Source organism: Dyadobacter sp. SRI_021 (assembly GCF_057586235.1).
On sequence record NZ_JBYCZM010000002.1, the window covers coordinates 563,575 to 590,184 of the forward strand.

General features: G+C 50.1%; 20 protein-coding genes. 6 read left to right on the top strand and 14 right to left on the bottom strand.

Translation table 11 applies throughout. The features are described from left to right. Position 1 precedes the first annotated feature (1 nt). The 4 genes from AC2YIT_RS07680 to menB form a co-directional block, all read right to left on the bottom strand. Positions 2 to 889, bottom strand: coding sequence for a class I SAM-dependent methyltransferase (locus AC2YIT_RS07680; RefSeq protein WP_430848060.1), 888 nt, complete (start codon positions 887 to 889; stop codon positions 2 to 4). A gap of 104 nt (positions 890 to 993) precedes the next feature. After that, complete coding sequence (locus AC2YIT_RS07685) at positions 994 to 2,574, bottom strand: hypothetical protein (RefSeq protein ID WP_487278803.1); 1,581 nt, start codon at positions 2,572 to 2,574, stop codon at positions 994 to 996. After that, positions 2,561 to 2,974 (bottom strand): EVE domain-containing protein, encoded by a 414-nt coding sequence (locus AC2YIT_RS07690; RefSeq protein WP_309983649.1) that lies wholly within the window; start codon positions 2,972 to 2,974, stop codon positions 2,561 to 2,563. Before AC2YIT_RS07690 ends, AC2YIT_RS07685 begins: the two co-directional genes overlap by 14 nt. A 53-nt stretch (positions 2,975 to 3,027) precedes the next feature. Next, complete coding sequence (gene menB / locus AC2YIT_RS07695) at positions 3,028 to 3,852, bottom strand: 1,4-dihydroxy-2-naphthoyl-CoA synthase (RefSeq protein WP_106598331.1); 825 nt, start codon at positions 3,850 to 3,852, stop codon at positions 3,028 to 3,030. Positions 3,853 to 4,062: 210 nt separating this feature from the next. Here menB and AC2YIT_RS07700 point away from each other — a divergent pair, with 210 nt between their 5' ends. Further along, entirely contained in the window at positions 4,063 to 5,130 is a 1,068-nt protein-coding gene (locus AC2YIT_RS07700) for an AMP-binding protein (RefSeq protein ID WP_487278804.1), read from the top strand. Further along, the gene (locus AC2YIT_RS07705) at positions 5,123 to 5,896 is read left to right on the top strand and encodes a hypothetical protein (protein WP_487278805.1); all 774 of its coding nucleotides are present in this window, start codon (positions 5,123 to 5,125) and stop codon (positions 5,894 to 5,896) included. The genes AC2YIT_RS07700 and AC2YIT_RS07705 overlap by 8 nt, the downstream gene beginning before the upstream one ends. Here AC2YIT_RS07705 and AC2YIT_RS07710 read toward each other — a convergent pair whose 3' ends face one another. The 4 genes from AC2YIT_RS07710 to topA all read right to left on the bottom strand — a co-directional run bounded on the left by AC2YIT_RS07710 (position 5,897) and on the right by topA (position 11,258). Beyond that, on the bottom strand, positions 5,897 to 7,015 hold the full coding sequence (locus tag AC2YIT_RS07710) for a helix-turn-helix domain-containing protein (protein WP_487278806.1): 1,119 nt from the start codon (positions 7,013 to 7,015) through the stop codon (positions 5,897 to 5,899). It lies immediately after the preceding gene. Positions 7,016 to 7,282: 267 nt separating this feature from the next. Then, on the bottom strand, positions 7,283 to 8,164 hold the full coding sequence (locus AC2YIT_RS07715; RefSeq protein WP_106598327.1) for a bifunctional 5,10-methylenetetrahydrofolate dehydrogenase/5,10-methenyltetrahydrofolate cyclohydrolase: 882 nt from the start codon (positions 8,162 to 8,164) through the stop codon (positions 7,283 to 7,285). 3 nt (positions 8,165 to 8,167) lie between these two features. Then, on the bottom strand, positions 8,168 to 8,857 hold the full coding sequence (locus AC2YIT_RS07720) for an SIR2 family NAD-dependent protein deacylase (protein ID WP_430848071.1): 690 nt from the start codon (positions 8,855 to 8,857) through the stop codon (positions 8,168 to 8,170). A 22-nt stretch (positions 8,858 to 8,879) separates the two neighbouring features. Continuing rightward, positions 8,880 to 11,258, bottom strand: coding sequence for a type I DNA topoisomerase (gene topA / locus AC2YIT_RS07725; protein ID WP_430848073.1), 2,379 nt, complete (start codon positions 11,256 to 11,258; stop codon positions 8,880 to 8,882). 328 nt (positions 11,259 to 11,586) lie between these two features. On the opposite strand from topA, the gene AC2YIT_RS07730 reads away from it, so the two are divergent. Continuing rightward, positions 11,587 to 14,358: a bifunctional aconitate hydratase 2/2-methylisocitrate dehydratase gene (locus AC2YIT_RS07730; RefSeq protein ID WP_487278807.1), complete on the top strand. Its 2,772-nt coding sequence runs from the start codon at positions 11,587 to 11,589 to the stop codon at positions 14,356 to 14,358. Between the two features lie 56 nt (positions 14,359 to 14,414). Then, a complete protein-coding gene (locus AC2YIT_RS07735; RefSeq protein ID WP_430848077.1) occupies positions 14,415 to 16,685 on the top strand; it encodes an aconitate hydratase in 2,271 nt (756 codons plus the stop codon). A 401-nt stretch (positions 16,686 to 17,086) separates the two neighbouring features. Here the strand turns inward: AC2YIT_RS07735 and lspA are convergent, their stop codons facing one another. Continuing rightward, entirely contained in the window at positions 17,087 to 17,599 is a 513-nt protein-coding gene (gene lspA, locus AC2YIT_RS07740; protein WP_430848079.1) for a signal peptidase II, read from the bottom strand. Then, a complete protein-coding gene (locus AC2YIT_RS07745) occupies positions 17,599 to 18,288 on the bottom strand; it encodes a 3-keto-disaccharide hydrolase (RefSeq protein WP_487278808.1) in 690 nt (229 codons plus the stop codon). The genes lspA and AC2YIT_RS07745 overlap by 1 nt, the downstream gene beginning before the upstream one ends. A 145-nt stretch (positions 18,289 to 18,433) precedes the next feature. Between AC2YIT_RS07745 and AC2YIT_RS07750 the strand changes: the two genes are divergently transcribed. Then, entirely contained in the window at positions 18,434 to 20,251 is a 1,818-nt protein-coding gene (locus AC2YIT_RS07750; protein WP_487278809.1) for a M61 family metallopeptidase, read from the top strand. Between the two features lie 42 nt (positions 20,252 to 20,293). Here AC2YIT_RS07750 and AC2YIT_RS07755 read toward each other — a convergent pair whose 3' ends face one another. The 3 genes from AC2YIT_RS07755 to AC2YIT_RS07765 all read right to left on the bottom strand — a co-directional run bounded on the left by AC2YIT_RS07755 (position 20,294) and on the right by AC2YIT_RS07765 (position 24,906). Continuing rightward, positions 20,294 to 22,741: a T9SS type A sorting domain-containing protein gene (locus AC2YIT_RS07755; RefSeq protein ID WP_487278810.1), complete on the bottom strand. Its 2,448-nt coding sequence runs from the start codon at positions 22,739 to 22,741 to the stop codon at positions 20,294 to 20,296. A gap of 147 nt (positions 22,742 to 22,888) precedes the next feature. After that, a complete protein-coding gene (locus tag AC2YIT_RS07760) occupies positions 22,889 to 23,650 on the bottom strand; it encodes a TIGR03915 family putative DNA repair protein (protein ID WP_487278811.1) in 762 nt (253 codons plus the stop codon). Beyond that, positions 23,650 to 24,906: a putative DNA modification/repair radical SAM protein gene (locus AC2YIT_RS07765; protein WP_487278812.1), complete on the bottom strand. Its 1,257-nt coding sequence runs from the start codon at positions 24,904 to 24,906 to the stop codon at positions 23,650 to 23,652. The genes AC2YIT_RS07760 and AC2YIT_RS07765 overlap by 1 nt, the downstream gene beginning before the upstream one ends. A gap of 180 nt (positions 24,907 to 25,086) precedes the next feature. On the opposite strand from AC2YIT_RS07765, the gene AC2YIT_RS07770 reads away from it, so the two are divergent. Continuing rightward, positions 25,087 to 25,800 (top strand): thioredoxin family protein, encoded by a 714-nt coding sequence (locus AC2YIT_RS07770; RefSeq protein ID WP_430848592.1) that lies wholly within the window; start codon positions 25,087 to 25,089, stop codon positions 25,798 to 25,800. Here AC2YIT_RS07770 and AC2YIT_RS07775 read toward each other — a convergent pair whose 3' ends face one another. Then, positions 25,801 to 26,604, bottom strand: a complete 804-nt coding sequence (locus tag AC2YIT_RS07775; RefSeq protein ID WP_430848091.1) for a GNAT family N-acetyltransferase — start codon at positions 26,602 to 26,604, stop codon at positions 25,801 to 25,803. Positions 26,605 to 26,610: the final 6 nt, after the last annotated feature.

The window sequence follows — 26,610 nt, forward strand, 5'->3', positions numbered from 1 at the left end:
CCTAAACATTCTGATCTGAAAAACGTGAAAACACACCCAACGGCAGCTTCTTGCCAAACGAATCGGGAATGAACAGTTCGCCGAACTCGTGTTTGATCTCCGTCCCGAAATGCGTCTTGATCAGGTTCTCCACGATTAACGCGGAGAAACCCAGCGAGTACAGGTTAATGATAAAAAAGAAGTTCTTTTCCTTTAATAACTGAGCGCATAGTCGGAGTAGTTCATTCAAACTCTCTTCCAGCAACCATTTTTCGCCATCCGGGCCGCGTCCGTATGCAGGAGGGTCGAGGATCAGGCCATTATATTTATTGCCACGGCGTACCTCACGCTGCACGAACTTCAATGCGTCTTCCACCACCCAGCGGATATTGCTCAACCCGCTCAGCTCCATATTCTCGCGTGACCAGCTGATTACCTGCTTCACCGAATCCACGTGCGTCACGTCCGCGCCCGCAGCCTTTGCGGCCAGCGATGCAATGCCGGTATAGGCAAAGAGGTTCAATACCGAAGGTTTTTCCTCTGGCATCTGTTTCAAAGTTCGGGCGATGAAATCCCAGTTGGTAGCCTGCTCCGGAAACACGCCCACATGCTTGAATGAAGACAATGCGAGCTTGGTACGCAAATGGAGCTCTTTCGTGCGGTATTGGAACACCCATTTATCCGGCATATCGCCTTTGGTGATCCATTGACCCTTTTCTTGTGAGTTTTTATCCTTTTTGAAAATCGCATTCGAGCGCTTGTCCCATTCGGCTTCGGAAAGAGATTTGTCCCAAATGGCCTGCGGTTCAGGACGTGAAAGGACATACGGCCCGAATTTTTCGAGTTTTTCAAATCCGCCGCTGTCGATCAGTTGGTAATCGGTATGTTGGTCTGGTGAAAGTAGTATCAAGGTGTACTTCGGCTTTCGGCTTTCGGCCGTCGGCCTTTTTTTAGTTATAAATTATTAAAGTGAGCCGGAGGAAAGCCGACGGGCGATAGCCGACAGCCGAAGTCCTAATAAGCAATTTTGTTCAAATAAAACACATTCCGTCTTCCCCTCGTGTTCGGGTCGCCGGCAGCATTCACAATACGTTGTTCGCCCCAGGCGAGATAGAAATTGTCGTACCAGTAGTCGATATCATCGGTGCTGGTTTTACGGACTTTATCGCCTTCCACGTAGGTTTCATTCGGAATTACGCGGTCGCTGTCGATCACCTGGTTGCCTTTGATGATCTTGCTGCGAATGGCGCCGTTGTGGCTGTAAATCAGCTTGGAATTGCCGTTGGTGAAGGTTTGGACCTTAATCTTTTCCTTCAACTCCATGCTTTTTACATTGTCGAAACTAATACTGTTGTCCCAAAGCAGGTTCCCGTTCTGGTCGACATCCGCAACGACCGCGTGCGTGTATGTGAACCCATCGAACACCTGCGAGTTGTAACCGCGGCCGCCGTACATCGGGTTCCAGAGATAAGGATTGTAAAGCCCCATACCGAACGGATAGCCGTAGCCGCCGTATCCGTAATTGAAACCGCCCATCATACTCGGGTTCTGGTAGCGGTATTCGGGATAGAACACTTCGGCCACCAGGAGGAAGTTGCTGGTTTTAGGTATAATATCATGCACGAGAAGCCGGTAGTTCAGTTTCAGATCGTCGCCGCTTTCCTTTTTCTTGCGTATACGCTTTTCCATCTTCTCCTGCTGGCGTTCGCTCAGGAAGTTGAAGAAGTTTTTGAAATCGGTAAAACTGTGGTATTTGGTGAAAACCGTTTGGTCGCCGACAATCTTGCTGATATACAGTCCCTGCGAGGCTGCGACGGTACTGCTCTGCATATTACGATATCCGTAAGTGCCGATCACAATGCGAACGGAGTCGTTCAAAACCTGCAAACGGCCGCTTAGTAATGAGAAATCATCTTCCGGCTCTACACTTACTTGCGTGTAAAGTTCTCCGGTTTCTTCATAGGAACGCGCTACGATTTTGGTCTGGCGCCCCTTTTTAACCGCAAAACAAACATTCACCAAATGCTGTGCAGTATCCACTTCGACGGTCTGAATGGCGTTGGAACCTTTGATGGCCGAAGGTAGTACCCTGGTTTGCTGGGTAGTAAGCTGGGTGTAGATCAAAACCGGCTCGTTACGCACCATACCGGCCATAAAAACGGAATAGCCCAGCGTTTTGAAATCCGTGATCTCAAACCGATCGACGGTATTAATTGTAAAAGTCTCCACGAAGCCGGGGCCAACATTTACCTTCACAATTTGATATAAAGAGCTCCGGTATTTGCTGAAAAGCAGGAAAACGGCCTGCCCGTCGTAGGAGGAAGCGATGTAATCGAGGTTCGATTCGATCGGCCCGTCGATGGACCATACCCGTTCGAGGTTCGTATCGAATTTCTGGACATTGAACGTGCCTTTGTCGGGCTTGGAAATGAGCAGTACGCCCTGTTTACCCAACGGAACAGCCTGGTAGGCGGTGTTACCGGGCAAAGGAAGTTCAATCCGCTTCACTCCCTGGGCGAAAACCGGCGCACCGAGAACGCCCAGGAAGAGTAACGGTAAGACCAGCCGAAAAACGGATCGCTTATTTTTTGTCATGTGCCAGGGCAACGATATGGTCGAATTCTTCGCGTTTCACCGGTACTACCGACAGCCGCGACAAACGGACCAGGTCCATTTGCTTCAGGAGTTCGTCCTTCTTGATCTGTGCAAGCGTAACGGTGTTCGGGAACTTCTCAACGGGAACGAGGTTCACCACAACCCATCCCGGTTCTTCGGTAGTAGGATCGGGGTAATGTTCCTTCGAAACCTTGGCCAGTCCGACGACCTCCTTGCCCTCATTGCTGTGGTAGAACAGCACGGGATCGCCCACTTTCATCGCCATCAGGTTGTTGCGTGCGGCGTAGTTGCGGACGCCGTCCCACATGCCTTCACCCTCGGCAACGAGGTGGTCCCAGGAGTATTTAAACGGTTCTGATTTTACGAGCCAATGGTTCATTCAATGAGTTTTTGTATTGATGTGAGTTAAAATGTTAATCTTTCCCGACTAAATCAAGGGAATTTCGGGAATTTGCTGAAATCAGGTTTCCTTTTTTCCAAAAACGAGCGCTGGCCTTCTTTGGCTTCCTCGCTGAGATAGTAAAGCAATGTCGCATTACCGGCGAGCTCCTGGATACCGGCCTGCCCGTCGAGCTCCGCATTGAATGCGCTTTTGAGCATACGGATAGACAGCGGGCTTTTTTCCTGGATTTTCTTCGCCCATTCCAAAGTCACCGTCTCCAGTTGCTCTAAAGGAACGACTTTGTTCACCAGGCCCATTTGCAACGCTTCGTCGGCGTCGTACTGGTCGCAGAGGAACCATATTTCACGTGCTTTTTTCTGGCCAACCACGCGGGCGAGGTAAGAGGCGCCGAAGCCGCCGTCAAAGCTACCGACTTTCGGGCCGGTTTGTCCGAAACGAGCGTTGTCGGCTGCGATTGAAATATCGCAGATTACATGCAACACGTGACCGCCGCCTATCGCCCAGCCCGCTACCATCGCAATAACGGCCTTTGGAATGGAACGGATCATTTTTTGAAGGTCGAGCACGTTCAAACGCGGTACATGGTCGTCGCCGATGTAGCCGCCGTGGCCGCGTACCGACTGGTCGCCGCCCGAACAGAATGCTTTGCCGCCCTCACCGGTCAAGATAATGACGTCGATCCGCGGATCTTCGCGGCAAATGTGCATCGCGTCGATCATTTCGGTTACTGTGAGCGGCGTGAACGCATTGTGCTTGTGCGGACGGTTGATGCTGATTTTGGCAATTCCTTCGTGAAGTGTAAAGAGAATTTCTTCGTATTCTTTAATGGTTTCCCATTGAACTGTACTGGACATAAATCAGATTGGTAAAATTGAAATAAATGCAATGCGCGGCATGCAATGCGTGGCACGCGACGCCAGCGTGAAATGTAACCATTGCGCACTGCCTGAATGCGCGAAATTACTCATTGTTTGGGTTACGTTCAAAAACAAATGAATAACTTTCCATCGGATTAAAAACGGCTATTCACAGCCAGGAACAATGAATTCGCAGAAATCACAGGTATGATCTGGACAACCGGCAAAACGCATTGGCAAACGCAGAAAAGGCCGCGAAATCCCTATTTCGCACAGGCTTACGACTTTATGGGAAAATGGCTCGCAGGAGACCGGGAATTTGTGCTTCATACTTCCGGCTCCACGGGCATGCCCAAGCCTATTACCGTCACACGCAGGCAGCTGGAAGCGAGTGCGGCCATGACGGGCAAGGCGCTCGCACTCGGGAGTGGTACGCGCGCCCTCGTATGCCTGAACGTAGGCTATATTGCCGGACTGATGATGCTCGTCCGAGGATTGGAACTGGGCTGGGAATTGACCGTTACAGAGCCTACCTCTAACCCGCTGAACGGCCTGGATACTGTGGATTTCGACTTTGTGGCAATGGTACCCATGCAATTGCAGGCGATCCTGGAAAATCCGGCAACGGCTGACCAGGTGAGTAAGCTTGGCAAAATACTCCTCGGAGGTGCGCCGATGAACCTGGCGTTGGCAGGCCGGATCAGCGGTTTGGATGTCCCCGTTTTCCAAAGCTATGGTATGACAGAAACCGTTTCCCACGTTGCATTGAAGGCGTTGAATGGGGCGGAGGCGAGCAATTCATACGTGTTTCTGCCCGGAATTTCCTTTGGTACCGACGAGCGTGGCTGCCTGTTTGTTTCCGGGGCTGTTACCGACGGACAAAAGGTGCAGACTAATGATCTTGTAGAGATAAGCGGTAATGCATTTCAATGGATAGGGCGGATGGATAACGTGATCAATTCCGGTGGTGTGAAAATTGTGTTGGATCAAACAGACCAGCGGATTGCGCGGGTTTTTCATGACTTGGGTATTCCAAATGCATTTTTCTGCTGGTGGGAGCCGGACGAAAAACTGGGGCAGAAGCTTGTGTTGGTGGTTGAAGACAGGCTGCGCGAGGAGCACGTAGCGAAGCTTCCGGCAGAAATTAGAAGCCGCGTTTCGACCTATGAGAACCCGAAACATATTTACTTTGCAAAAGCGTTTGCTAAAACAGCCACCGACAAGATCGACAAACGCGGCACATTTCAACAGTTTTTAAAATCTTCGAATGGATAAGAATCTTCAAATACCAGGTCAGTACATTATTCGCTTTCAGACTGCTCCCGTTGTCCCGGCACCGTTTGCCCATTTTTACACTTTGAAAATGGACATTCAATCGGCCCAGGACTTGCGCGTGGATTTTGATATTGTTTACAATGACCGCGAAGAGCTGACGGAGGACGAAATCTTTGACGAAGGTTTTTCGACAGATGATGATTACAAATGGAAAGGCAGTTTGCCGGCGGTCTGGATCAATGAGTTTCAGGACATTTTAGCATCCTCTAAAATTATTCGCAAACGTGAAGAGAGCGAGTTCGAGGATTTCATTGAAATCGAACTCGACGAAAACGATAAACGCGTAACGATTTACCCGGTCGATAAGGAGCGCTGGTCGTACTTTTTGCAGGAAATGATGCAGGCCATTTTCGAAACCGGCGGCCGCGAGAAGCCGTTCGAATTGACTTATATCGACATCGATAATGACGGCAAAACGACCATCGACCTGAAAGCTTCTTTTGGCAAAAAGGAGTTTACATTAAGCAAGAATGCAGGTGCGGCCCGTAAACTGGATTGGAACCAGTTGCAAAAAATAATGGACACGATTTACAAAGCTGAATTCGTACCCGATAATGCATCGGAGAGCAAGCCTTCCAAGAAAGGGAAATACATTACTGCCGGTGACGGTCTGTGGTACCAGATAGGAGTGGCCGTGCTTGAAACTACCTCCAAAAGCAGAGACCTTGCCAAGATCGAGGCATTGTTCAACACCCTTTCAAAGTAATTACTGACGATACTGGTTCAGCTCCATCTGCAATTCGTCGACGAGCTGGGCCACTCTTTCGAGTGAAGGCTGAGGTACAGGCATTTGCACGCTTACGAATGCCTTCACTTCCCATACTTCCAGCACATCCTGTAAAGGGATTTCCAGTTCCGCAATCTCCGCATTGTCCGAAGTAAGCAGCAAAACCCCCGCTGTTTTCACCTGATTGAATACATTTCTGTAAATCAATCCATGGTTCCGTAGCAGGAAAATATACTGCATGCCGTCTTTGATATCATACCAATTGCGAATGAATGTACCCACCAGAATGGAACCAGGGTAGGTGAAGTCCTCGCCGCTTTCAAAGGCACGATAGTAGCCGGACGGCAGATTCGGCAACTGGAAAAGCGGCAGCGAGTTCAGATAGCCCGGATTTTGGAAGTTGGCGATGTATTCGGCCTGCTTGTTGCGTGCTACCCATTGGATGGTTGGAAAGTGCTGCGCGGGCTGCTCCACCGCCGCATTGAATTGCGGGGTCTGATACTGGTTATTAAAAGTCGGTAAACCCGTATTGGGCTGCGGTATTGCTTGTGGCTGAAAAACCTCTTGCTGAGCTGACCGTGGTCCATTCGGTTGGGGCTGACTATACGGTACCGCCTGTGGGTTGGCAGCATTAAATTGCTGAACAGGTTGGGCCGCAGTTGGCTGAGGCGCTGTCTGCATTTCGCCGCTAACCGGCTTCAAATTGATCTGCCGCGAAACCTGCCTCAAAGGCTGCTCGGGTTGCTGATACGTTTCAATGATCTTGGATAATGGCTGCGGCTCTGTGTACCCGGGCGTGCGCGTAGGCGTGGGCTGCGGCATGCCCGAATGCGAAACCGTCATTTGGCGCGAGGTTGTGAGCGGGAGCGACATTTCCGGGGTTTCCCTTAGCTTACGCAGATCATTTTTTAGCAAATTGTCAACGCTAACCCCGAAGGCAGCGGCCATGTTTTTGAGATTAGTAAGATTAGGATTGGCCCTTGCTTCCTCGTAAGCTCCCAGTAACGATCTCTTGATCGCTATCTTACGGGCAAACTGTTCCTGCGTCAGGCCGTTCAGCCTTCTAAGATACTTGATGTTGTTGCTGACGATGCTCATAGTACAACCGATCCGTTCAAACTGCCTACTAATTGACAAATCTTTTAGTAAAAAACGAATTGAGCAACTTTTTTTTGAAATATTTAATGTGAAAATGCCGGAACGTCAGGATTTAAGCAAATCCTGACGTTCCGGCATTTTTTACTTCGGCCATCGGCTACCGGCAGTCGGCTTTTGCAAAACTGCATTTTGGCAACGCTGACTGCTAATGTCTAGTTATTAAAACCTTAAACAAAAGCCGACAGCCGATGGCCGACAGCTGACAGCCTATTTATAAATTTCCTTCTTAGCTGCTTTAAACGTGTTGGTCAGCAAACCGCAGATGGTCATTAGTCCCACACCACCGGGAACGGGCGTAATGTAGCTTGATTTCGGTGCCACATCGTTGAAATCGACATCGCCTTTGATCGAGAAGCCGCTCTTTTTGGTAGCGTCCGCGACGCGGGTAATGCCTACGTCCACTACAACCGCACCTTCTTTGATGTAGTCAGCCTTCACGAATTCCGGACGGCCCAACGCCACGATCAGGATGTCGGCCGACTGGCAGATCTCTTTCAGGTTTTGTGTTTTGCTGTGCGTGATCGTTACGGTGCAGTTACCCGGGTAGGTATTGCGCTGCATGAGAATGCTCATCGGCAGACCTACGATCTGGCTACGGCCGATTACCACACAATGTTTGCCGCTCGTTTCGATTCCTGCGCGGATCAGCATTTCGAGGATGCCAAAGGGCGTCGCGGAAATGTAAGCAGGCAATCCCTTGCACATTCTGCCGACGTTAATCGGGTGGAAACCGTCCACGTCTTTCGCAGGGTTTACGGCTTCCATCACTGTGTTTTCAGAAATGTGTTTTGGTAGCGGCAGCTGTACGATAAAACCGTCTACATCGGGATCGTTGTTCAGTGATTCTACGGCTTCGAGAAGCTGGGCTTCGGTAATGTCGGCTTCGAAACGCAGCAGGGTGGAGGTGAACCCGATTTCTTCGCAGCTGCGGATTTTGGAGGCTACGTAAGTTTCGCTTGCACCATCCTGGCCCACGAGTATCGCTGCCAAATGCGGTTTTTTGCCACCGCCGGCGACCCATTGTTCAACCTCGGCCTTTATTTCAGATTTTATTTGGGAAGAAATAGCTTTCCCGTCGAGTAGTTGCATTGATTATTCAGGTAGTAAATATTTCTTGATCAAAGTTTGCATTCCCGTCGTGGCTTTTTCCTGGATGAAAACCATATTGGATTTTAAAGTAATGTCCGGCTTATTCGGATCCACAATGTAAATACGTTTGCCGATGGGGACATAATGAACGAGCCCGGCAGCAGGGTAAACGGCAAGGGATGTGCCGATCACCAGGAACATATCCGCCTGCTCGGTCACATCCACGGCTACTTCCATCATGGGAACCTCTTCGCCAAACCACACGATATGCGGCCGTAATTGGCTACCTAACTCGCACAGATCGCCCGTTTTCAGCTCCCAGCCGGTCATTTCATAAACCAGTTTCGGATCTTTCGTGCTCCGCGATTTGAAAAGTTCCCCATGCAAATGGATCACTTTCGTCGAGCCGGCGATTTCATGCAGGTTATCGACGTTCTGCGTCACGATCGTCACGTCGAAATGCTTTTCCAGTTCCGCCAATGCGTAATGTGCCGCATTAGGCTTCACATCCGCCGCTTGTTTCCGGCGCTGGTTATAGAAATCCAGTACCAACTCCTGGTTACGAATCCAGGCTTCGGGCGTAGCGACGTCCTCAATGCGGTAATTATCCCAAAGCCCATTATTATCTCTAAAAGTACTGATCCCGCTCTCAGCGCTGATCCCTGCTCCGGAAAGTACAACCAGTTTTTTCATGGGCTTCTTCGTTTTATGTGTGTTAACCTTTTTTTGTTACTTTTTTAGCAGCTGGCTTCTTGGCGGCAGGCGCCTTTGCGGGAGCAGCTTTTTTGGCTCCGCGTCCGGCCGGTTTGTCCGGTGTTTCGGCGGCCAGTTTCAGCACCTGGTCGTAAGTCAGCGATGCCGGCTCGGTACCTTTCGGAATTTTCACATTCTTCTTTCCAAAAGCAATGTAAGGCCCGTACCGTCCATTCAGGACTTTTGCCTCAGGATCTTCCGCAAATTCCTTGATCGTGCGGTTGGAATCCTGTAAGCGCTTTTCTTCAATAATTTCAATCAAACGTTCCTCGGTGACGGCCATGGGATCATCCGTTTTGGCCAGCGAGTAATATTTGCCGTCGTGCTTCACGTAGGGACCGAATTTACCGACGTTCACGACCATTTCCTTGTCTTCGAAGAACCCAACCTGGCGAGGCAGTTTGAATAGTTCAAATGCCTCTTCCAAAGTGATGGTCTCCATCAGCTGGCCTTTCTGCAAGCTGGCGAAACGCGGTTTTTCTTCATCTTCCACGTCGCCTATCTGCACGTACGGACCGTATTTCCCGATTCTTACCGATACTTTTTTGCCGGTGGCCGGATCTTCGCCCAGGTCGCGGGAAGTAAGGCTCTTGTCGATCGCTTCTTCGCGCGCTTCGGCGACTTTCTTCTGAAACGGCGTATAGAAATTTTTGATCATCTGTTGCCAGCCCAGTTGGCCTTCGGCAATATGGTCAAAATCCTTTTCTACGCTCGCTGTAAACGAATAATCGACAATGTCCTGAAAATGGCTCACCAGGAAGTCGTTGACGACCATTCCGGTGCTGGTAGGGAAGAGTTTAGCCTTCTCCGAACCATATATTTCTTTATTTACCTTGCTCTTGATCTGATCGTTGGCAAGGGTCAGTTCCTTAAATTCCCTTTCAACGCCCGGACGGTCCTCTTTGACAATGTATTCCCGTTTCAGGATCGTCGAGATCGTCGGTGCGTAAGTAGACGGGCGGCCGATCCCCATTTCTTCGAGTTTTTTCACCAGACTCGCCTCGGTATAGCGTGGCGGGTTGCGGGTAAACCGCTCTGTCGCTTTCATATCAGCCAGTTTCAATACCTGACCGATGTTCAGCGGCGGAAGCATTCCTTTTTGTTCTTCATCACCTTCGTCATCGCTGGATTCGAGGTACACTTTCAGGAACCCTTCGAATTTGATCACTTCACCTTGTGCTACCAGCTCTTCCGAGGTGGTTGAAATGCCGATAGTGGCAGTGGTACGCTCCAATTGGGCGTCCGACATCTGCGATGCGATGGCGCGCTTCCAGATCAGCTCGTACAGGCGCTGCTCGTTGCGGTCGCTGCTGCCTACCAGCGTTGAGAAATCGGTAGGACGGATCGCTTCGTGTGCCTCTTGCGCCGATTCGGACTTGGTTTTGAATATACGGCGATTATAATATTCGTCCCCGTATTCTTTCGTGATCTGCTGCTTTGACTTATCAAGCGCTTCTTCCGAAAGGTTGGTAGAGTCGGTACGCATGTAGGAAATCTTACCGGCTTCGTACAGGCGCTGTGCGACGGTCATCGTCTGTGCGACCGAAAAACTCAGCTTGCGGGATGCTTCCTGTTGTAGTGTAGAAGTTGTAAATGGCGGTGCAGGCGTTTTTTTAGCAGGTTTTACTTCAAGATTACGGATCGAGAATTCAGCCCCGATACATTTTTCCAGAAACTGATACGCTTCCTGTTCGGTAGGAAAGTTCTTGGCCAGTTCCGCATTCAATACTTTTCCGTTGCCGAGATCGAAATGCGCAGTGACCTTAAAGCTGCTTTTGCTTTTGAAAGCATCGATTTCCCTTTCCCGCTCTACTATTATACGTACGGCCACCGATTGTACCCGGCCGGCCGAAAGGTTCGATTTTCCAATGCGGATTTTTTTCCAAAGCACCGGTGAAAGTTCATAACCCACCAGGCGGTCGAGGATTCGGCGTGCCTGTTGGGCGTCTACCAGGGCTGTGTCGATGGTCCGCGGCTTTTCGATGGCATTCCGCAGAGCGGTTTTGGTAATCTCACGAAATACGATCCGCTTGGTATCGTCTGGAAGCCCAAGAGCTTCTTTCAAATGCCAGGAGATAGCTTCTCCCTCGCGGTCATCATCGGTCGCGAGCCATACTTCTGCATCTTTTGCCAGTTTTTTGAGCTCTGAAATGACTTTGACTTTATCGGAGGAGATTTCGTAAGAGGGTTGGAAACCATGTTCAACATCAACACCCATATCGTGTTCCGGGAGGTCACGGACATGTCCGAAACTGGACTTGACAGTGAAATCCTGCCCAAGGTAACTTTCAATGGTTTTGGCCTTCGCCGGTGACTCTACGATCACCAGATTTTTTGACATAACTTTCGATTTAAGGGACCTGGTAGCACTTTGAATGTCCAAATATAGGGCACAATCCGAGAAAAAATCAAAGCGCAAATAAAAGCTGATTGAAAAACAGAACGCGTTACTACACCTCCCGAAGGGGGTATTTCAAATTATTTCTTCAATATACAGGTTGTCAGAACAAAAAAAATTGGACGGGGGTTATCTAAATGTACGATTAGAATATACTGGTTTTAAATAGTAGGGAAAATCGGACGGAATGCCTCCGTATATTCTGTAATTTCGTACTTTCGCCCGTTTTATTGACAACAGATATTGCCTTTAACATTGAAAAGATTTCATCATGAATATCTATCAGGACTACATTAACGAGATTGAAGAAAGAAAGACCCAGGGGCTTCATCCGAAGCCGATTGATGGTGCCGAATTGCTGGGAGAAATCATCGCACAGATCAAGGATACAGCAAACGTGCATCGGGAAGACTCTCTTAAATTTTTCATTTACAACACCTTACCAGGAACTACAAGTGCAGCTGGCGTGAAAGCCAGGTTTTTGAAGGAAATCATCCTGGGAGAATCCGTAGTAGCAGAAATAGCACCTGCCTTTGCATTTGAGCTGTTGTCGCATATGAAAGGCGGCCCTTCCATTGAAGTATTGCTTGACCTCGCCCTGGGCGACGACCTTTCTATCGCAAAGTCGGCGGCAGAGGTGCTTAAAACACAGGTTTTCCTTTATGATGCCGACACCGACCGTCTGAAAGAGGCATTCAAAAGCGGCAACGAAATCGCCAAAGACATTCTGGAAAGCTACGCCAAAGCTGAATTCTTCACGAAGCTTCCCGAGCTTCCGGAGGAGATCCAGGTCGTTACTTATATTGCGGGCGAAGGTGATATTTCCACCGATTTGCTTTCTCCCGGTAACCAGGCCCATTCACGCTCCGACCGCGAATTGCACGGCCAATGCATGATCACTCCGAAAGCACAGCAGGAAATCAGGGCTTTGCAGGCAGAGCACCCTGGCAAGAGTGTCATGCTCATCGCCGAGAAGGGTACCATGGGTGTTGGTTCATCCAGGATGTCGGGAGTGAACAACGTGGCACTCTGGACTGGCAGGCAGGCAAGCCCATATGTTCCGTTCGTGAATATTGCCCCGATCGTGGGTGGTACGAATGGTATTTCTCCGATCTTCCTTACGACGGTAGACGTTACCGGCGGTATCGGTATCGACCTTAAAAACTGGGTCAAAAAGGTGGACGCGGACGGTAATGTGGTCCGTAACGAAAACGGTGACCCTGTTTTGGAGGAAGTTTACTCCGTAGCGACGGGCACTGTTTTGACCATCAATACCCAAACAAAGAAACTTTACAATGGCGAAAAGGAGCTGATCGATATTTCGAAAGCCCTGACGCCTCAGAAGAAAGAATTTATCAGAGCCGGTGGATCATACGCTATCGTGTTTGGTAAAAAAATCCAGACAGTCGCAGCGAAAATCCTGGGCATTGAACCAACGCCTGTGTTTGCTCCTTCCAAAGAGATTTCCAATGAAGGACAAGGTTTGACTGCGGTAGAGAAAATCTTCAATAAAAATGCGGTAGGTGTAACGCCGGGCAAAGTGCTGCATGCCGGTTCGGATGTTCGTGTAGAAGTCAATATCGTCGGTTCGCAGGATACGACGGGTTTGATGACGGCACAGGAACTCGAATCGATGGCGGCTACCGTGATTTCGCCGATCGTGGATGGCGCATACCAGTCGGGCTGCCATACGGCATCGGTTTGGGATAAAAAAGCGCAAGCCAACATCCCGAAACTGATGAAGTTCATGAACGACTTCGGTCTCATCACCGCTCGCGACCCGAAAGGAGAATACCACTCAATGACCGACGTAATTCATAAGGTATTGAACGACATTACCGTCGACGAATGGGCCATCATCATCGGCGGCGACTCCCACACAAGGATGTCCAAAGGCGTTGCGTTCGGTGCCGACTCCGGAACCGTTGCATTAGCGCTGGCTACCGGTGAAGCATCCATGCCAATCCCCGAATCCGTGAAAGTGACTTTCAAGGGTAGCATGAAAGAGCACATGGACTTCCGCGATGTGGTTCATGCCACCCAGGCACAGATGTTGCAGCAATTTGGCGGAGAGAACGTATTCCAGGGACGTATCATCGAGGTTCATATCGGAACACTGCCTGCTGACCAGGCGTTTACTTTCACCGATTGGACTGCTGAAATGAAGGCTAAGGCTTCTATCTGTATTTCGGAAGACGACACGCTGATCGAATCTCTGGAAATCGCGAAAAACAGGATCCAGATCATGATCGATAAAGGCATGGATAACCACAAGCAGGTTCTACAGGGCTTGATCAACAAGGCGGACAAGCGCATTGCGGAGATTAAATCAGGTGAAAAACCTGCTCTTGCGCCGGATGCGAATGCAAAATATTACGCAGAAGTGGTGATTGACCTCGACGCGATCGTTGAGCCTATGATCGCCGACCCGGACGTTAACAACAAAGACGTTTCCAAACGATATACCCACGACACAATCCGTCCTATTTCCTATTACGGCGACGATAAAAAGGTAGATCTTGGCTTTGTAGGTTCATGTATGGTTCACAAAGGCGATTTGAAGATTGTTTCTCAAATGCTTAAAAACCTGGAAGAACAACAGGGGAAGGTTGAGTTCCATGCACCGCTGGTGGTAGCTGCCCCTACCTATAATATTATTGAAGAGCTCAAAACCGAAGGAGACTGGGATGTGTTGCAGAAATACTCCGGCTTCGAATTCGACGACAATGCACCGAAAGTTGCTGCACGTACGGAATACGAAAATATGATGTACCTCGAACGTCCGGGCTGTAACCTTTGCATGGGTAACCAGGAAAAAGCCGCGAAAGGGGATACCGTAATGGCTACTTCGACGCGTCTGTTCCAGGGAAGGGTCGTGGAAGATTCGGAACGTAAAAAGGGAGAGTCGTTGCTGGCATCGACACCGGTTGTGGTACTGTCGGCTATTTTGGGCCGCATTCCTAGTATGGATGAGTATAAGGCCGCTGTGGTGGGTATCGACCTGACCAAGTTTGCACCTCCTGTTAAGGCACTAAGCAGATAGTAATTTAGTGTTTCAATGTATGAAACCGTGAATGTGTAATCATTAATTTAAGAGCTATGGCGTTTGACTTAGATATGATTAAGGGCGTTTACGCCCGCATGGAAGAAAGAGTGAATGCTGCCCGCAAAGTAGTAGGGCGGCCTTTGACATTGTCAGAGAAAATTTTATACTCCCACCTGTGGGAAGGAACGGCCACACAAAGCTACGAACGTGGCAAGTCGTATGTGGATTTCGCTCCGGACCGCGTGGCGATGCAGGATGCAACGGCACAAATGGCGCTGCTGCAATTCATGCAGGCGGGCCGCCCGAAAGTAGCGGTTCCTTCTACCGTCCACTGCGACCACCTGATTCAGGCGGAAGTGGGTGCTGCGCAGGATCTGAAGAATGCCGTAGACAAGAATAAAGAAGTATACGATTTCCTTTCCTCCGTTTCCAACAAATACGGAATCGGTTTCTGGCGCGCAGGTGCAGGTATCATTCACCAGGTGGTACTGGAAAACTACGCATTCCCCGGCGGAATGATGATCGGTACCGATTCGCACACGCCCAATGCGGGTGGTTTGGGTATGATCGCGATCGGAGTGGGGGGCGCGGATGCGAGCGATGTGATGTCCGGTCTTGCCTGGGAATTGAAAATGCCCAAGCTGATCGGTGTCAAACTGACTGGAAAACTAAGCGGATGGACGGCTGCGAAAGACGTGATTCTCTGGGTGGCAGGCCAGCTCACTGTAAAAGGGGGAACCGGCTACGTGGTAGAGTATTTCGGCGAAGGAGCCGAAAGCCTTTCCGCGACTGGTAAGGGTACCATCTGTAATATGGGTGCGGAAATTGGTGCTACCACTTCGATCTTCGCTTACGATGAGAAAAGTGCTGCTTACCTGAGGGCAACGGAACGTGCAGATGTGGCTGACGCTGCGGATAAGATCAAAGAGTACCTCCGTTCCGACGATGAAGTGTATGCAGATCCTGCATCTTACTACGATCAGCTCCTCGAACTGGACCTTTCCACTCTGGAGCCCCATATCAACGGACCATTCACGCCGGATCTGGCATGGCCGCTTTCCAAATTTGCTACGGCGGTAAGAGAAAACGGATGGCCGGAAGTACTTTCGGTAGGCCTGATCGGTTCCTGCACCAACTCGTCCTATGAAGACGTAAGCCGCGCCGCTTCTCTTGCCCGCCAGGCGGTTGACAAGAAATTGCAGGTTACGTCCGAATATACCATTACGCCCGGTTCAGAGCAGGTACGGTACACGGTAGAGCGCGACGGTTTTCTGGATACCTTCGAGAAAATCGGTGGGGTAGTGCTGGCGAATGCCTGCGGGCCTTGTATTGGCCAATGGGCGCGTCATGGGGCGGAGAAGGGAGAGAAAAACTCCATTATCACCTCATTCAACCGCAACTTCTCGAAACGTGCCGATGGTAACCCCAATACGCACTCTTTCGTAGCTTCGCCTGAAATCGTAACCGCCATGGCCATTGCCGGGCGTCTTACTTTCGATCCGCGTGTGGACAAATTAGTCAATACCGACGGCGAGGAAGTATTGCTCGACGAGCCGACCGGTCTGGAATTGCCTACGAAAGGTTTTGCAGTGGAAGACGCCGGCTACCAGGCTCCTGCGGAGGATGGCAGCAAAGTAGAGGTTTTGGTGAGCCCAACTTCGGACCGCCTGCAATTGCTCGAACCATTCCCTGCCTGGGAAGGAACAGACCTTACAGGCCTGAAACTCCTGATCAAGGCGAAAGGCAAGTGTACCACAGACCATATTTCAATGGCCGGTCCATGGTTGAAATACCGCGGACACCTGGATAATATCTCGAACAACATGCTGATTGGTGCGGTTAACTACTACAACGAGAAAACCAACTCCATCAAAAACCAGCTTACCAACCAGTATTCCGAAGTACCGGCCGTGCAGCGTGACTACAAAGCACATGGCATCGGTACGATCGTGGTGGGTGACGAAAACTACGGGGAGGGTTCATCACGCGAGCACGCGGCGATGGAGCCGCGCTTCCTGGGCGTACGCGCGATTTTGACCAAATCTTTTGCACGTATCCACGAAACCAACCTGAAAAAGCAAGGTATGCTGGCGCTGACGTTCGTAAATACCGCAGATTACGACAAGATTCAGGAGGACGATACAATCGATATCCTCGGCCTGGAAACATTTGCGGAAGGGCAACCTCTGACGGTCGTCTTGCACCACAACGACGGTACGACCGAGGAGTTCCCTGTAAACCATACCTACAATGCCCAGCAGATCGAGTGGTTCAAAGCAGGTTCTGCATTGAATATCATTCGCAAATCGGTTGGCGCTGCGTAAGCGATATTGTTATTCCAAAATGTAAAAATGGCTCCTGATCGTCGGGAGCCATTTTTGTTTTAGTTTGAAACGCAATAGCCCAGATTGGAAATATCAGATCGAAATGCCCCGGAGGGGCAACCTGTTTGTAGCAATACAGAATTCCGCAGTTTAAAGGCTCCGGAGGAGCCTCCTGTCATCGGATTTTCATAAGTCCAACGGTCTTACAACCCGGCGGGCCTTCTTTTGCGTGACCGTTACATGCCTGGCGGCATTTAAATCCGTGATGAATGCGGCGGGCAATAATTGTAACAAATGAATGGTTAACCGCAATAAAAAAATGCCGTCAGGCATGCGACAACAATAATGGCGTCATACGCCAATGTTCATGAATAGCGTCGTCGTATTCTCCTGATGTGCCCTCAAATCCCGGGAAACCTCGACTTTTGTCTGCTATATGACTGGTAGAGAAAGATAAACATCCCCGTCATGATCGAAACGTCGGCCATGTTGAATATGCCGGTTTGAAATAACCCGAAATTGATATGCATGAAATCGGTGACCGAGCCGTGCACGAGGCGGTCGTAAATGTTACCGATCCCTCCGCCGATGGCAAAACTCAATGCAAGCGCACTCAGCCAGGTGAGGTTCTTTTTCGTCAACAGGTAAATAATGCCGAATAGGAGTGCGATCAGCGGGATGACGGACAATACAAATATCTTGATCGAATCGGGTAGTGAACTTCCTATGCTCAGGAATGCGCCCGTATTTTCAACGTAGGTGATAGTTACGTAGTCCTTGATCACGTGGATGGTCTGATAAAAGCCCACATTCTCCCTTACCACGCTTTTCGAGATCTGATCGCAGCCGATATTGGCGATCAGGACTACAAGAATGGAGACATTCCTGACCAGACGGTTTGATTTAAGTTTCATTATCTGGAAAGCGCTTTAATCGGCGTCAGTTTAATATCCTTGAACTCAACTTCGGAGCCCTCCGACTGCAATGCGATCTGGCCTTTTGAAGCCGTCGCGTCATAGCCATAGTTGACCAGCACGCCGTTGAGCCACACTTTAATTGAATTCTTAACACATTCTATCACCATCGAATTCCATTCGCCCAAAGGCTTTTCCGTGCCGTCGGTGAGGTTGGGAATGCGGCGGAGTTTGTCGCCGTTCACGCCCCATTTCTCCTTGGGCCCGCGGCGTTTTTCCATGTCGGGAACCGTAATATCTTCCTGAATGCACCAGAAATCACCGGCATTCTGGTGCATCATTTGTATTTCGATGGATTTGGGAAACATGTCATACAAATCGCGTGGTTTGGAAACGAATACCAGCGCGCCGCAATTGCCTGGCTTGCCTGCAAAGCGGTACTGATAGGTAAACCGGAAGTTCTCGTATTGCGCGTCTGTGATCAGGTGCCCGCCGGGCGTTCCCAGGCTCACGAGCAGGCCATTGCGCACGAGGAACGGGTTCACAGCCTTAGGGTCTTTGTCCATTTCGGGCACATCAATGTGCCAGCCTTTCAGGTCTTTGCCGTTGAAAAGCGCTTTCGTTTGACTGTATGCGTATTGTGAAGTGATAGCGAGGGGCAGGGCGAGCGAAAGGAACAGTTTCTTCATGAAAGGTCGATACTATTTAAAGGTTTAATGGGATTTGAACCGGAAAAATTAAGCAATAATCGGGTTAGTAGCGGTATGATCGCTTCAAATGTTCGGTTATTGGGTTAAATTGGTGCATTATCATTTCAAATCATCTAATCAGTCCATGAAAAAACTGGCCGCATTGCTTGCCACGCCCATGTTATGCTCGTACGCGTTCGCGCAATCGATCCGCTACGATGTATCCTTTCCCAACATCGTCCACCACGAGGCCCGTATCGTCCTGACGGTATCGGATGCGCCTCAAAAAGAGCTCCTTTTCAGGATGTCGCGCTCGTCCCCGGGCAGGTATGCGACGCACGAGTACGGGAAGAATGTGTATGATGTGGCGGCATTTGATAAATCGGGCAAGCCGGTGCCAGTGCAGCGAGTGGATGGTGATGTATACAAAATTGCCGCTCTCAACGGTTTTGCGAAAGTAGAATACACATTATATGCCAACCACGCTGACGGTACTTATGCCGGAATCGACGCCAGCAGCGTGCATTTGAATATGCCGGCTACATTCATGTGGGTGAAAGAGCTGGAAAAGGCACCAATAACGGTGGCGTTCAATTTGCCGAAACCGAATTCATGGACGATCGCCACCCAGCTCAAAACAACCGACGATGTGAACGTTTTCACCGCTCCCAATTTGCAGTACTTCATGGATTCGCCCACCAAAATCGGCCAGCTCACGATCAAGGAATGGACGGTGCCCAATACTGATAACAAGCCATCGCAGTTCAGGCTTGCATTGGAAGCGAAGGGCAGCGACTCGCTCACTACCGCATTTGCCGGAAAAATAAAACGCATTACCGAGGAGGCGCGGATGGTTTTCGGGGAATTTCCGGTGTTTGACAACGGCAGCTACACCTTTCTCGCCAGCATTAATCCGTATGTGAAAGGCGATGGTATGGAACACCGCAACAGCACGATGATCACTCTGCCCGTCGCATTCGACGGCTCCGACAACCTGCTGGGCGTGTTCTCGCACGAGTTTTTCCACACCTGGAACGTCGAGCGCATTCGTCCGAAAACACTGGAACCTTTCAACTTTGAAAAGAGCAATATGAGTTTCGAGCTCTGGTTTGCCGAAGGATTTACCCAATATTACGGTGATTTGATTCTCGAAAGGGCCGGTTTCGATTCATTGGAGGAATATTGCAGGACGCTGACATCCCTCGTTAATACCAAGGAAAATACAGCCGGAGCAAAGCGCATTTCGCCTGTGCAGGCCAGCAGCAATGCTGTGTTCGTGGATGCAGGCGTAGCGATCGACAAGACGAATTATCCGAATATTTATACTTCTTACTATCCTTACGGAGCCTCGGTGGCGCTGGCATTGGATCTTCAATTAAGAGGCAGGGGGCTGAATCTCGATGATTTTATGAAAGCTGTTTGGACAAAACATGGGAAACCGGAGATTGCCTACAATGTGTCGGATCTGGAAGCGGTTTTGGCCGCCTATACCAAAGACAAAGCGTTTGCGCAGCAGTTTTTTACAAAATATATCAACGGACACGAATCGCTGGACTACACACCGCTGCTCGCCAGGGCGGGATTGCTGTTGAAAAAACAGTTTGAAGGACAAGCGTGGATCGGCGATATGCGCTACAAAGAGGGTGTCGGGCTCACGATTATTGCAAATACCATCATCGGAAGCCCTCTTTATAAGGCCGGACTGGATATTGATGATGAAATCCTGAAAGTAGATGGAAAACTGGTATCGAAAAGCGATGAATTGGCTTCCATATTGAAAATGCATAAACCCGGCGACCAGATTGCTGTGGAATATAAACACCGCGACGAGCAGAAGACGGTAATGCTTGAACTCGCTGAAAATCCGCGTTTGCAGGTAGTTACGTTCGAGGAGGCGGGGCAAACGGTTTCGGCCGATATGCAGGCATTCCGAAAGGCCTGGCTGGGAAGTAAATGGAAGTAACCAAAAAGCGGTTGCCTAAAATCAGGCAACCGCTTTTTGCATTTAGCGTGTGAGTAAAATCTTTTTCGTTTCTACCGAATCCGGCTTTTTAACTTGCAGCAGGTAAATGCCTGCCGGAGCATGGTCGAGCTTAATGCGTTCTTCATGCGAACCCTTTCCGCTAACATTGCGGGTATGCCAAACCTTGCCCTGCACGTCGGTCACACGAATAGTTGCCGCTTCGCCCATTTTCAAATGGAAGCTGGCTTTGAACTCGCCGGGGGCGGGGTTGGGGTAGGCTTGGAGCAATGTTAGGTCGGTCGGTGTTGAAATAAACTCCGGTGCGGCCATTCTCGCGTTGCTTTGCACATTTCCGACACAAATCTTGTCCTGACGTACGGCTGGCCCTGATAATCCCTGAATGCGGATTGTATTTTGTCCAGGTACCAGCGTCACCCAGAACGTCTCCTCCCGCGAAACGATGTTCCAACTGTTGGTAGGAGGTAGTTGCACTTCCGGGAGGATAACGCCGCCATTTACCGATACGCTCACTTTGGCTGTCGCCTCTGCGTAATAGCGAAGCGTTACGGGATATGTCCCTGCGGCAAAATTGTCGAGCTGGTAATCCACATAGTAGTTGTAATCGTTTTGAGAACCCCGGGTCTGGCCGTTCGAGGCGTTAGGATCGCTGCTCGTCGCACCGTTGCTCATCGCGTTTTCGGCTTCCACACAGGCGTAGGTCGAACCACCGGACGTAGGGCAGCTGTTGACCATGATGTCGACGGGAATATTCTTGCTCACACATCCCTCTCTTCCGGCTACAAGCGTATAGGTGTAGATTCCATTGGCAGAAGGCGCCTGAACGTCTATGTTTTGGGTATATCGGCCAAAACCATCGGGTCCATGCCAATTGTAGAAAATAGATCCGCAATCCGGGCCGGTACAGTCACCGCTCAACGTAAACCAGGAGCCGCACTGAGGACTGGTCGTGGAAGCGTTTGCAGTCACATTAAAATCGCAGGAAACGCCTGTTCCAGGCAGTTGTTCGATGCACATCCTGTCGTGTCGCACAGGGCTGTAACCGGGCAATCCTTTCAAAATGATGATATTCAAACCTTTCCGCAGACCAAAAACGAGTGTATGCTCTTTCCAGACTATATTCCAGGAATTCGAAGCCGGAAGCTCTATTTTGTATGGATAGGGTTCGCTATTTAATTGTACTTCAATGGCGGTATTGGCTTCCGCATAATACCGGAATGTAATGGCGTGAGGGCCGTCTACCTGCACATCGTAAACCAGGTAATATACTGAATAATCCTGCCGGTCCTGGCCGCCCCGTGTCTTGCCGCCCGATGCATTCGGATCCGTTGTAACGGGCCCGGTTCCACCCGCATCCTCGGCTTCAAGGCATACTTTGAACGGCCCGTCGCCACAATCGGTGATGATGAGCTTAAATTCGGTGACATTGTCCGGACAGCCCGGCTTTGAGGTAGTTCGGGTGTAAGTGTATGTGCCGTTCTGGGAGGGCGCATAAAAATTTACGGACGATTCTCCGGGGCCTGAAATATCAAGGCCTGGTCCCGACCATTTGTAATCCAGGCCTACGCAGCCGAACCCGTTGCAATCTGCTATCGCCCACATACCTTGCCCGCAGCTGGGCGTATAATCGCTCACCACCGTCCCCACGATGTAATCGCATTCGACAGGCGTGTTTTGTACACGTATTTGCATGGTCGCCGTTGTATCGGGACAGCCGGGTTTCGAAGCAGTTACCGAGTAGAAGTAGTCTCCCACGGCCATTGGGGCGGCTGTTGAAATAGTCTCGCCATTGAGCGCAATGCCATTGCCGCTCCACGCGAACGTGGTTGCGCCGCAATCACCGCCGGTGCATTTGGCGCTGAGGTTCATCGTTTGTCCCGGTGTATAAATAGGATGGATCTCTACCGAAAAAGGGCGTATTTTATAGTCGCAGGACACAGGCTGACCCGTGTCGCCGGTTCTTACCAGGCAGATTCTATCCTGGCGGGCAGGGCTGTGAGAGGGTAAGCCACCTATGCGGATTTTGCTGTAACCTTCGGTTAAAGTAACATCGATTGTGCGTTCTCCCCAAACGATATTCCAGGAATTGGTAGCCGGCAAACCCACGACCGGTGCCGTCTCCGCACCGTTAATGGAAAGCCAGGTCCAGGCATCGCCTTCCGCATAGTAGCGGATCGTGAGCGCGTACCTTCCGGCGGGCGCCCCAAACACTTCATAGTCAACATAATGGTCCCAATTGTCCTGCGCTCCTCGCGTTTTGCCATTAGAAGCATTGGGGTCTTCGGTGATCGGCCCGGTGCCGTTGGAATTTTCGGCCTCGATACACACACTGAACGGTTCGGTATTCACCGTCGGCTGCTTGTCGGGAGTACGGATTTCGGAAGGAGCATTGCCGTAGCCGCCAGCAGGCGTTACGGCATAGGAGGCAATCGCTGAGAGCAGAATGCAAATGACGAATGTAAAGGTTTTCATAGCATGCAAGGATATGTGGTTGAATGGACATCCCAACGGAATCGTTGGAAAAGACAATCTGAACTTGAATTGTCTATATTTCCCGAGACACGATCCGCTATGTTAACCGTGGCGACATGCAGAAAAAATATTGATTATCAGCGGAAACTAGCCCTGCTTTTCGGAAAGATATTTCCAATAGCGACGGGGCATGTGTCGCACGTGCAGCTGCGTGTTTTTGCGCGCCTGGATGTTGGTGCTTTTGAAATAATCCTGCCAAAGTAATGTGTAGAGCTGTTCTTTCGGGTCGAGCAGGTCGGACGGGAGCGCATTGGCGACCGACATTTGCGGTGTGAGCACGATTTCCTGGGTTTTTTCGAGGTCGTAGTATAGGCCGTATTTTCTCTTCAAGTCATAAATAATCCAGCGCTGGTCGGCATAGCGGTTCTGGAAATGCCCGGTAAGAAGTGGGAGTACATCAAAATCAGGTTCAATATGGGCGTAGTAAATGCCGTCGCCCGTTTTTTGGAATCGTATAAATGCCTCCATCCGGTGTTTTTCGCGGTGGACTTTTTGTGCGGTCTGGGAAATGGCCAGTACGTCGGGCTGTGCGAAGTTTTCGCAAGCACCGGGCGGCTGGTCGATCACATACCTGGCAAAATTGAGCAAATGCTGATAAGCATCTGGCTGTTCTGAAAGAAAAGCCTTGTAGAACCGGAGCTGCCATTCGTGTTCTAGCTTTTTGCAAAGTCCTTTCCAAACCCGCTTGCCTTTTTCGTGGTCGGAAATCACGCGGTAGCCGGGGTCGAAAACATCGGGGACATGAAATGCTTCGCTGACGAGCCTTACCGTCTGCGATTTCCGCTGATAGCATTCAAAAACGGCCGTTAATAATCCTTCCAGCGAGCCGTCGAAAATATAAAGCTCCATCAGAAAAGTGATAATTGATTAAGCGGGTTCTTCTGGTATTTGCTTTTGCTTTCCGAAAGGATCAGCCGTTTGATATGCCCTGCTTCATATTCTTTAAGTTGGACAGGGCTGTCGGCATACCGGATAAAGTGCCGGGCCTTGCCGAATGCAATGCCGAGCTTTCGCAAGTGGCTTTCGTATAGCCGGTTAAACTTGCGCGCCTGGACGATTTTCAACGCTGAACTTACACCGATGCCCGGCACTCGCAGGATCATGCAATAATCAGCCGTATTAATATCGACAGGAAAATGTTCGAGGTTGCGCAATGCCCAGCTTAATTTCGGATCTACGTCCGCTTCGAGGTTCGGATGAACGTCGTTAAGGATTTCCTGAACTTTAAAACCGTAGAAACGCATCAGCCAATCGGCCTGATACAGCCTGTTTTCGCGGATCAGGGGCGGTTGCGAGCTGATCGCCGGCAGCCGCGCATCGTGGCTGATTGGAATATAGCCCGAGTAGTAAACCCGTTTCAGGGAAAAATTCTGATAGAACGCATTAGCCGTGTACAAAATCTCTTTGTCCGACTCAGGCGTGGCTCCCACAACAATCTGCGTGCTCTGTCCGGCCGGCACGAATTTCGGCACACTTTTAATCAGCGCTTTCTCGCTTTCAAATTGGGTGATGTTGTTTTGAATGTATTTTAAAGGCTTTTTTACCTCGGCGTGCGACTTTTCAGGCGCAAGCAGTTTCAGGCCTGTTTCGGTAGGCATTTCGAGATTAATGCTCATGCGGTCGGCATACATGCCCGCCTCGTGCAACAGTTCATCACTCGCGCCGGGGATCGTTTTCAAATGGACATAACCATTGAAACGCTCTTCCAGTCGCAGCTTTTTTACAATGCGGACGAGCCTTTCCATGGTATAATCGGCATCTTTGAAAATACCCGAACTAAGGAACAGCCCTTCGATGTAGTTGCGCCGGTAGAAATTCATCGTCAGTTCCACCACTTCTTCGACGGTAAATGCTGCCCGTTTGATATCATTGCTGCGCCGCGAAACACAGAATGCGCAGTCGTAAATACAGTGGTTGGTGAGCAGTATTTTCAAAAGTGACACACATCGGCCATCTTCGGTGTAGGTGTGGCAGATTCCCGTTCCTTCTGCGTCCCCAATTCCCTTGTTCTCATTCTTCCGATTGCTGCCGCTCGATGAACACGAGACGTCGTATTTCGCAGCATCAGCCAGAATCCCCAACTTCTCCCGGATCCGCTCGTACATACCAAAAATTTGCAATTAGTTAAATCGGCCTAAAATATCGAATGGCAATTACCAGTTATTAGGAGGTCGTGCCAGGTGATTATTTGTGCATGAAAATATCAATTATTTGATACTTATACAATCTTTTGTGGCGGAATGTTTTTGAGTCGTTTACCTAAATTTTCTATCTGTTTGCTGGCAATGGTCGGATTTGCCAGATTTTCAGCATTTTGTCAGTCCGACGAACCCAAGGTAACACGCTATAACGGCAAGGTAAGTCAGCAGTTTGTCATAAACCGCGATTCGCCTATCATTGATCACGCCACTGGTAAGCGGATCAGTTACGAGACTTACGATAATATGCTCAAACGTAGTCCGGGACAATACAAAACCCAGCCGATATTCGATAAATACGGAAAAGCGTCATCCTTTGAAATCATCAAAAAGAGTCAGTTGTACGTGCAGCAGGATGGCTCGGTAATGAACAATCCCGACCTTATGCCGGAAGTAGGTGAGCCGATCGCCCCCTTCGTAATGCGCGGACTCGATGGGCGAGAATATGATTCGGAAAAACTGCGGGGGAAGTACATTCTGCTCGGTTTTTGGGTACGCTACGAAAAGCCGCTCTACACGCTCGCCAGCACGAAGGTGATTTCCAACTTTGTGGATGAGAATAAAAGGAAAGGTATCGAGATCGTCTCTCTTGGTACGACCCTCAATACCGAGGAGGAATGCCTGGAAGCGATCCCGAAACGGAACTGCGGTTTCATTCCGGTTCCGGAATCGTATGGTTTCAATCACCGTTATAAGATCAGCGAGACGCCCTATTTTATATTGGTGGATCGCAAAGGGATCGTCAGGGCCATGGCGCCGCACACCGAATTTTCGAAAATCAGCGAGCTTGTCCTGCGCTGATCAGCCCAATGCGCCGCTAATGCGGTTGTAAAGATGCTCAGGATGCCACACCCTCTTTGGGCCAAGGATCATCCGTCGGGAGGTCTTACGAATATGGAAATCATGTTCTTGCAGGAATTTCAATCCGGCGGTATTATCCATCGGCAGGATCGCAAACGGCCTGGACGCAGCGCGCAATTGCATAAGGGCAAAACCGGCGGCATTGTTCGTAGCCACAATTGGCCCGTCGCTCCATGAGGGAAGATAGACGCCCTGCAATGCCTCATTGGAATCCACATATATAAAGGAGTCGGCCAAAAACTCAGCCATGATCCCACGCCTGTCTTCACCGGAAACCATCCGGTCGATCGCATAAGCCGCTTCACGAAAATCTTCGGTAAACGGTCGGATCTGCGGAGAGGGGGGCAATTCGGGGGCATTGTCTTCGCGCCGCAAATGCGCATACTGGCATTCCACTTCGAAACCCTGTTTCAAATACACCGGATAGCCAAATTCGGTGGCATCCAGGTTAATGGTAGGGTAACGGTTCCGGTCGACGTTTCCGATCAAATGGCGGGTAATGGCGCTTCCGAGGCCCCTGTTCCGGTAATCCGCGTGTGTGATGATACACGCGAGCCAGACCGTATCGCTGTGAAAAATGGAGGTGCCCACCGCAACGGGCCGGCCGTCTTCGACGATTTTGATGGGCTTGCAATATTCCGATCTTAAAAAAAACTCAAATCGGGGGCGGATGTCGCCCCAGCCCTCAGGTTCGAGTGCAGGGAGGAACGCAATGTCGTCTGCTGTAAATTCCTGGCAAATCATGGCGTG

Excerpts from the sequence above, each read along its gene's own strand:
- AC2YIT_RS07690 (WP_309983649.1), bottom strand. The coding sequence starts at position 2,974 with ATGAACCATTGGCTCGTAAAATCAGAACCGTTTAAATACTCCTGGGAC.
- AC2YIT_RS07765 (WP_487278812.1), bottom strand. The coding sequence starts at position 24,906 with ATGTACGAGCGGATCCGGGAGAAGTTGGGGATTCTGGCTGATGCTGCG.
- AC2YIT_RS07700 (WP_487278804.1), top strand. The coding sequence starts at position 4,063 with ATGATCTGGACAACCGGCAAAACGCATTGGCAAACGCAGAAAAGGCCG.
- AC2YIT_RS07710 (WP_487278806.1), bottom strand. The coding sequence starts at position 7,015 with ATGAGCATCGTCAGCAACAACATCAAGTATCTTAGAAGGCTGAACGGC.
- AC2YIT_RS07760 (WP_487278811.1), bottom strand. The coding sequence starts at position 23,650 with ATGGAGCTTTATATTTTCGACGGCTCGCTGGAAGGATTATTAACGGCC.
- AC2YIT_RS07750 (WP_487278809.1), top strand. The coding sequence starts at position 18,434 with ATGAAAAAACTGGCCGCATTGCTTGCCACGCCCATGTTATGCTCGTAC.
- menB (WP_106598331.1), bottom strand. The coding sequence starts at position 3,852 with ATGTCCAGTACAGTTCAATGGGAAACCATTAAAGAATACGAAGAAATT.
- AC2YIT_RS07685 (WP_487278803.1), bottom strand. The coding sequence starts at position 2,574 with ATGACAAAAAATAAGCGATCCGTTTTTCGGCTGGTCTTACCGTTACTC.
- AC2YIT_RS07730 (WP_487278807.1), top strand. The coding sequence starts at position 11,587 with ATGAATATCTATCAGGACTACATTAACGAGATTGAAGAAAGAAAGACC.
- topA (WP_430848073.1), bottom strand. The coding sequence starts at position 11,258 with ATGTCAAAAAATCTGGTGATCGTAGAGTCACCGGCGAAGGCCAAAACC.
- AC2YIT_RS07715 (WP_106598327.1), bottom strand. The coding sequence starts at position 8,164 with ATGCAACTACTCGACGGGAAAGCTATTTCTTCCCAAATAAAATCTGAA.
- AC2YIT_RS07770 (WP_430848592.1), top strand. The coding sequence starts at position 25,087 with ATGGTCGGATTTGCCAGATTTTCAGCATTTTGTCAGTCCGACGAACCC.
- lspA (WP_430848079.1), bottom strand. The coding sequence starts at position 17,599 with ATGAAACTTAAATCAAACCGTCTGGTCAGGAATGTCTCCATTCTTGTA.
- AC2YIT_RS07705 (WP_487278805.1), top strand. The coding sequence starts at position 5,123 with ATGGATAAGAATCTTCAAATACCAGGTCAGTACATTATTCGCTTTCAG.
- AC2YIT_RS07720 (WP_430848071.1), bottom strand. The coding sequence starts at position 8,857 with ATGAAAAAACTGGTTGTACTTTCCGGAGCAGGGATCAGCGCTGAGAGC.
- AC2YIT_RS07745 (WP_487278808.1), bottom strand. The coding sequence starts at position 18,288 with ATGAAGAAACTGTTCCTTTCGCTCGCCCTGCCCCTCGCTATCACTTCA.
- AC2YIT_RS07755 (WP_487278810.1), bottom strand. The coding sequence starts at position 22,741 with ATGAAAACCTTTACATTCGTCATTTGCATTCTGCTCTCAGCGATTGCC.
- AC2YIT_RS07735 (WP_430848077.1), top strand. The coding sequence starts at position 14,415 with ATGGCGTTTGACTTAGATATGATTAAGGGCGTTTACGCCCGCATGGAA.
- AC2YIT_RS07775 (WP_430848091.1), bottom strand. The coding sequence starts at position 26,604 with ATGATTTGCCAGGAATTTACAGCAGACGACATTGCGTTCCTCCCTGCA.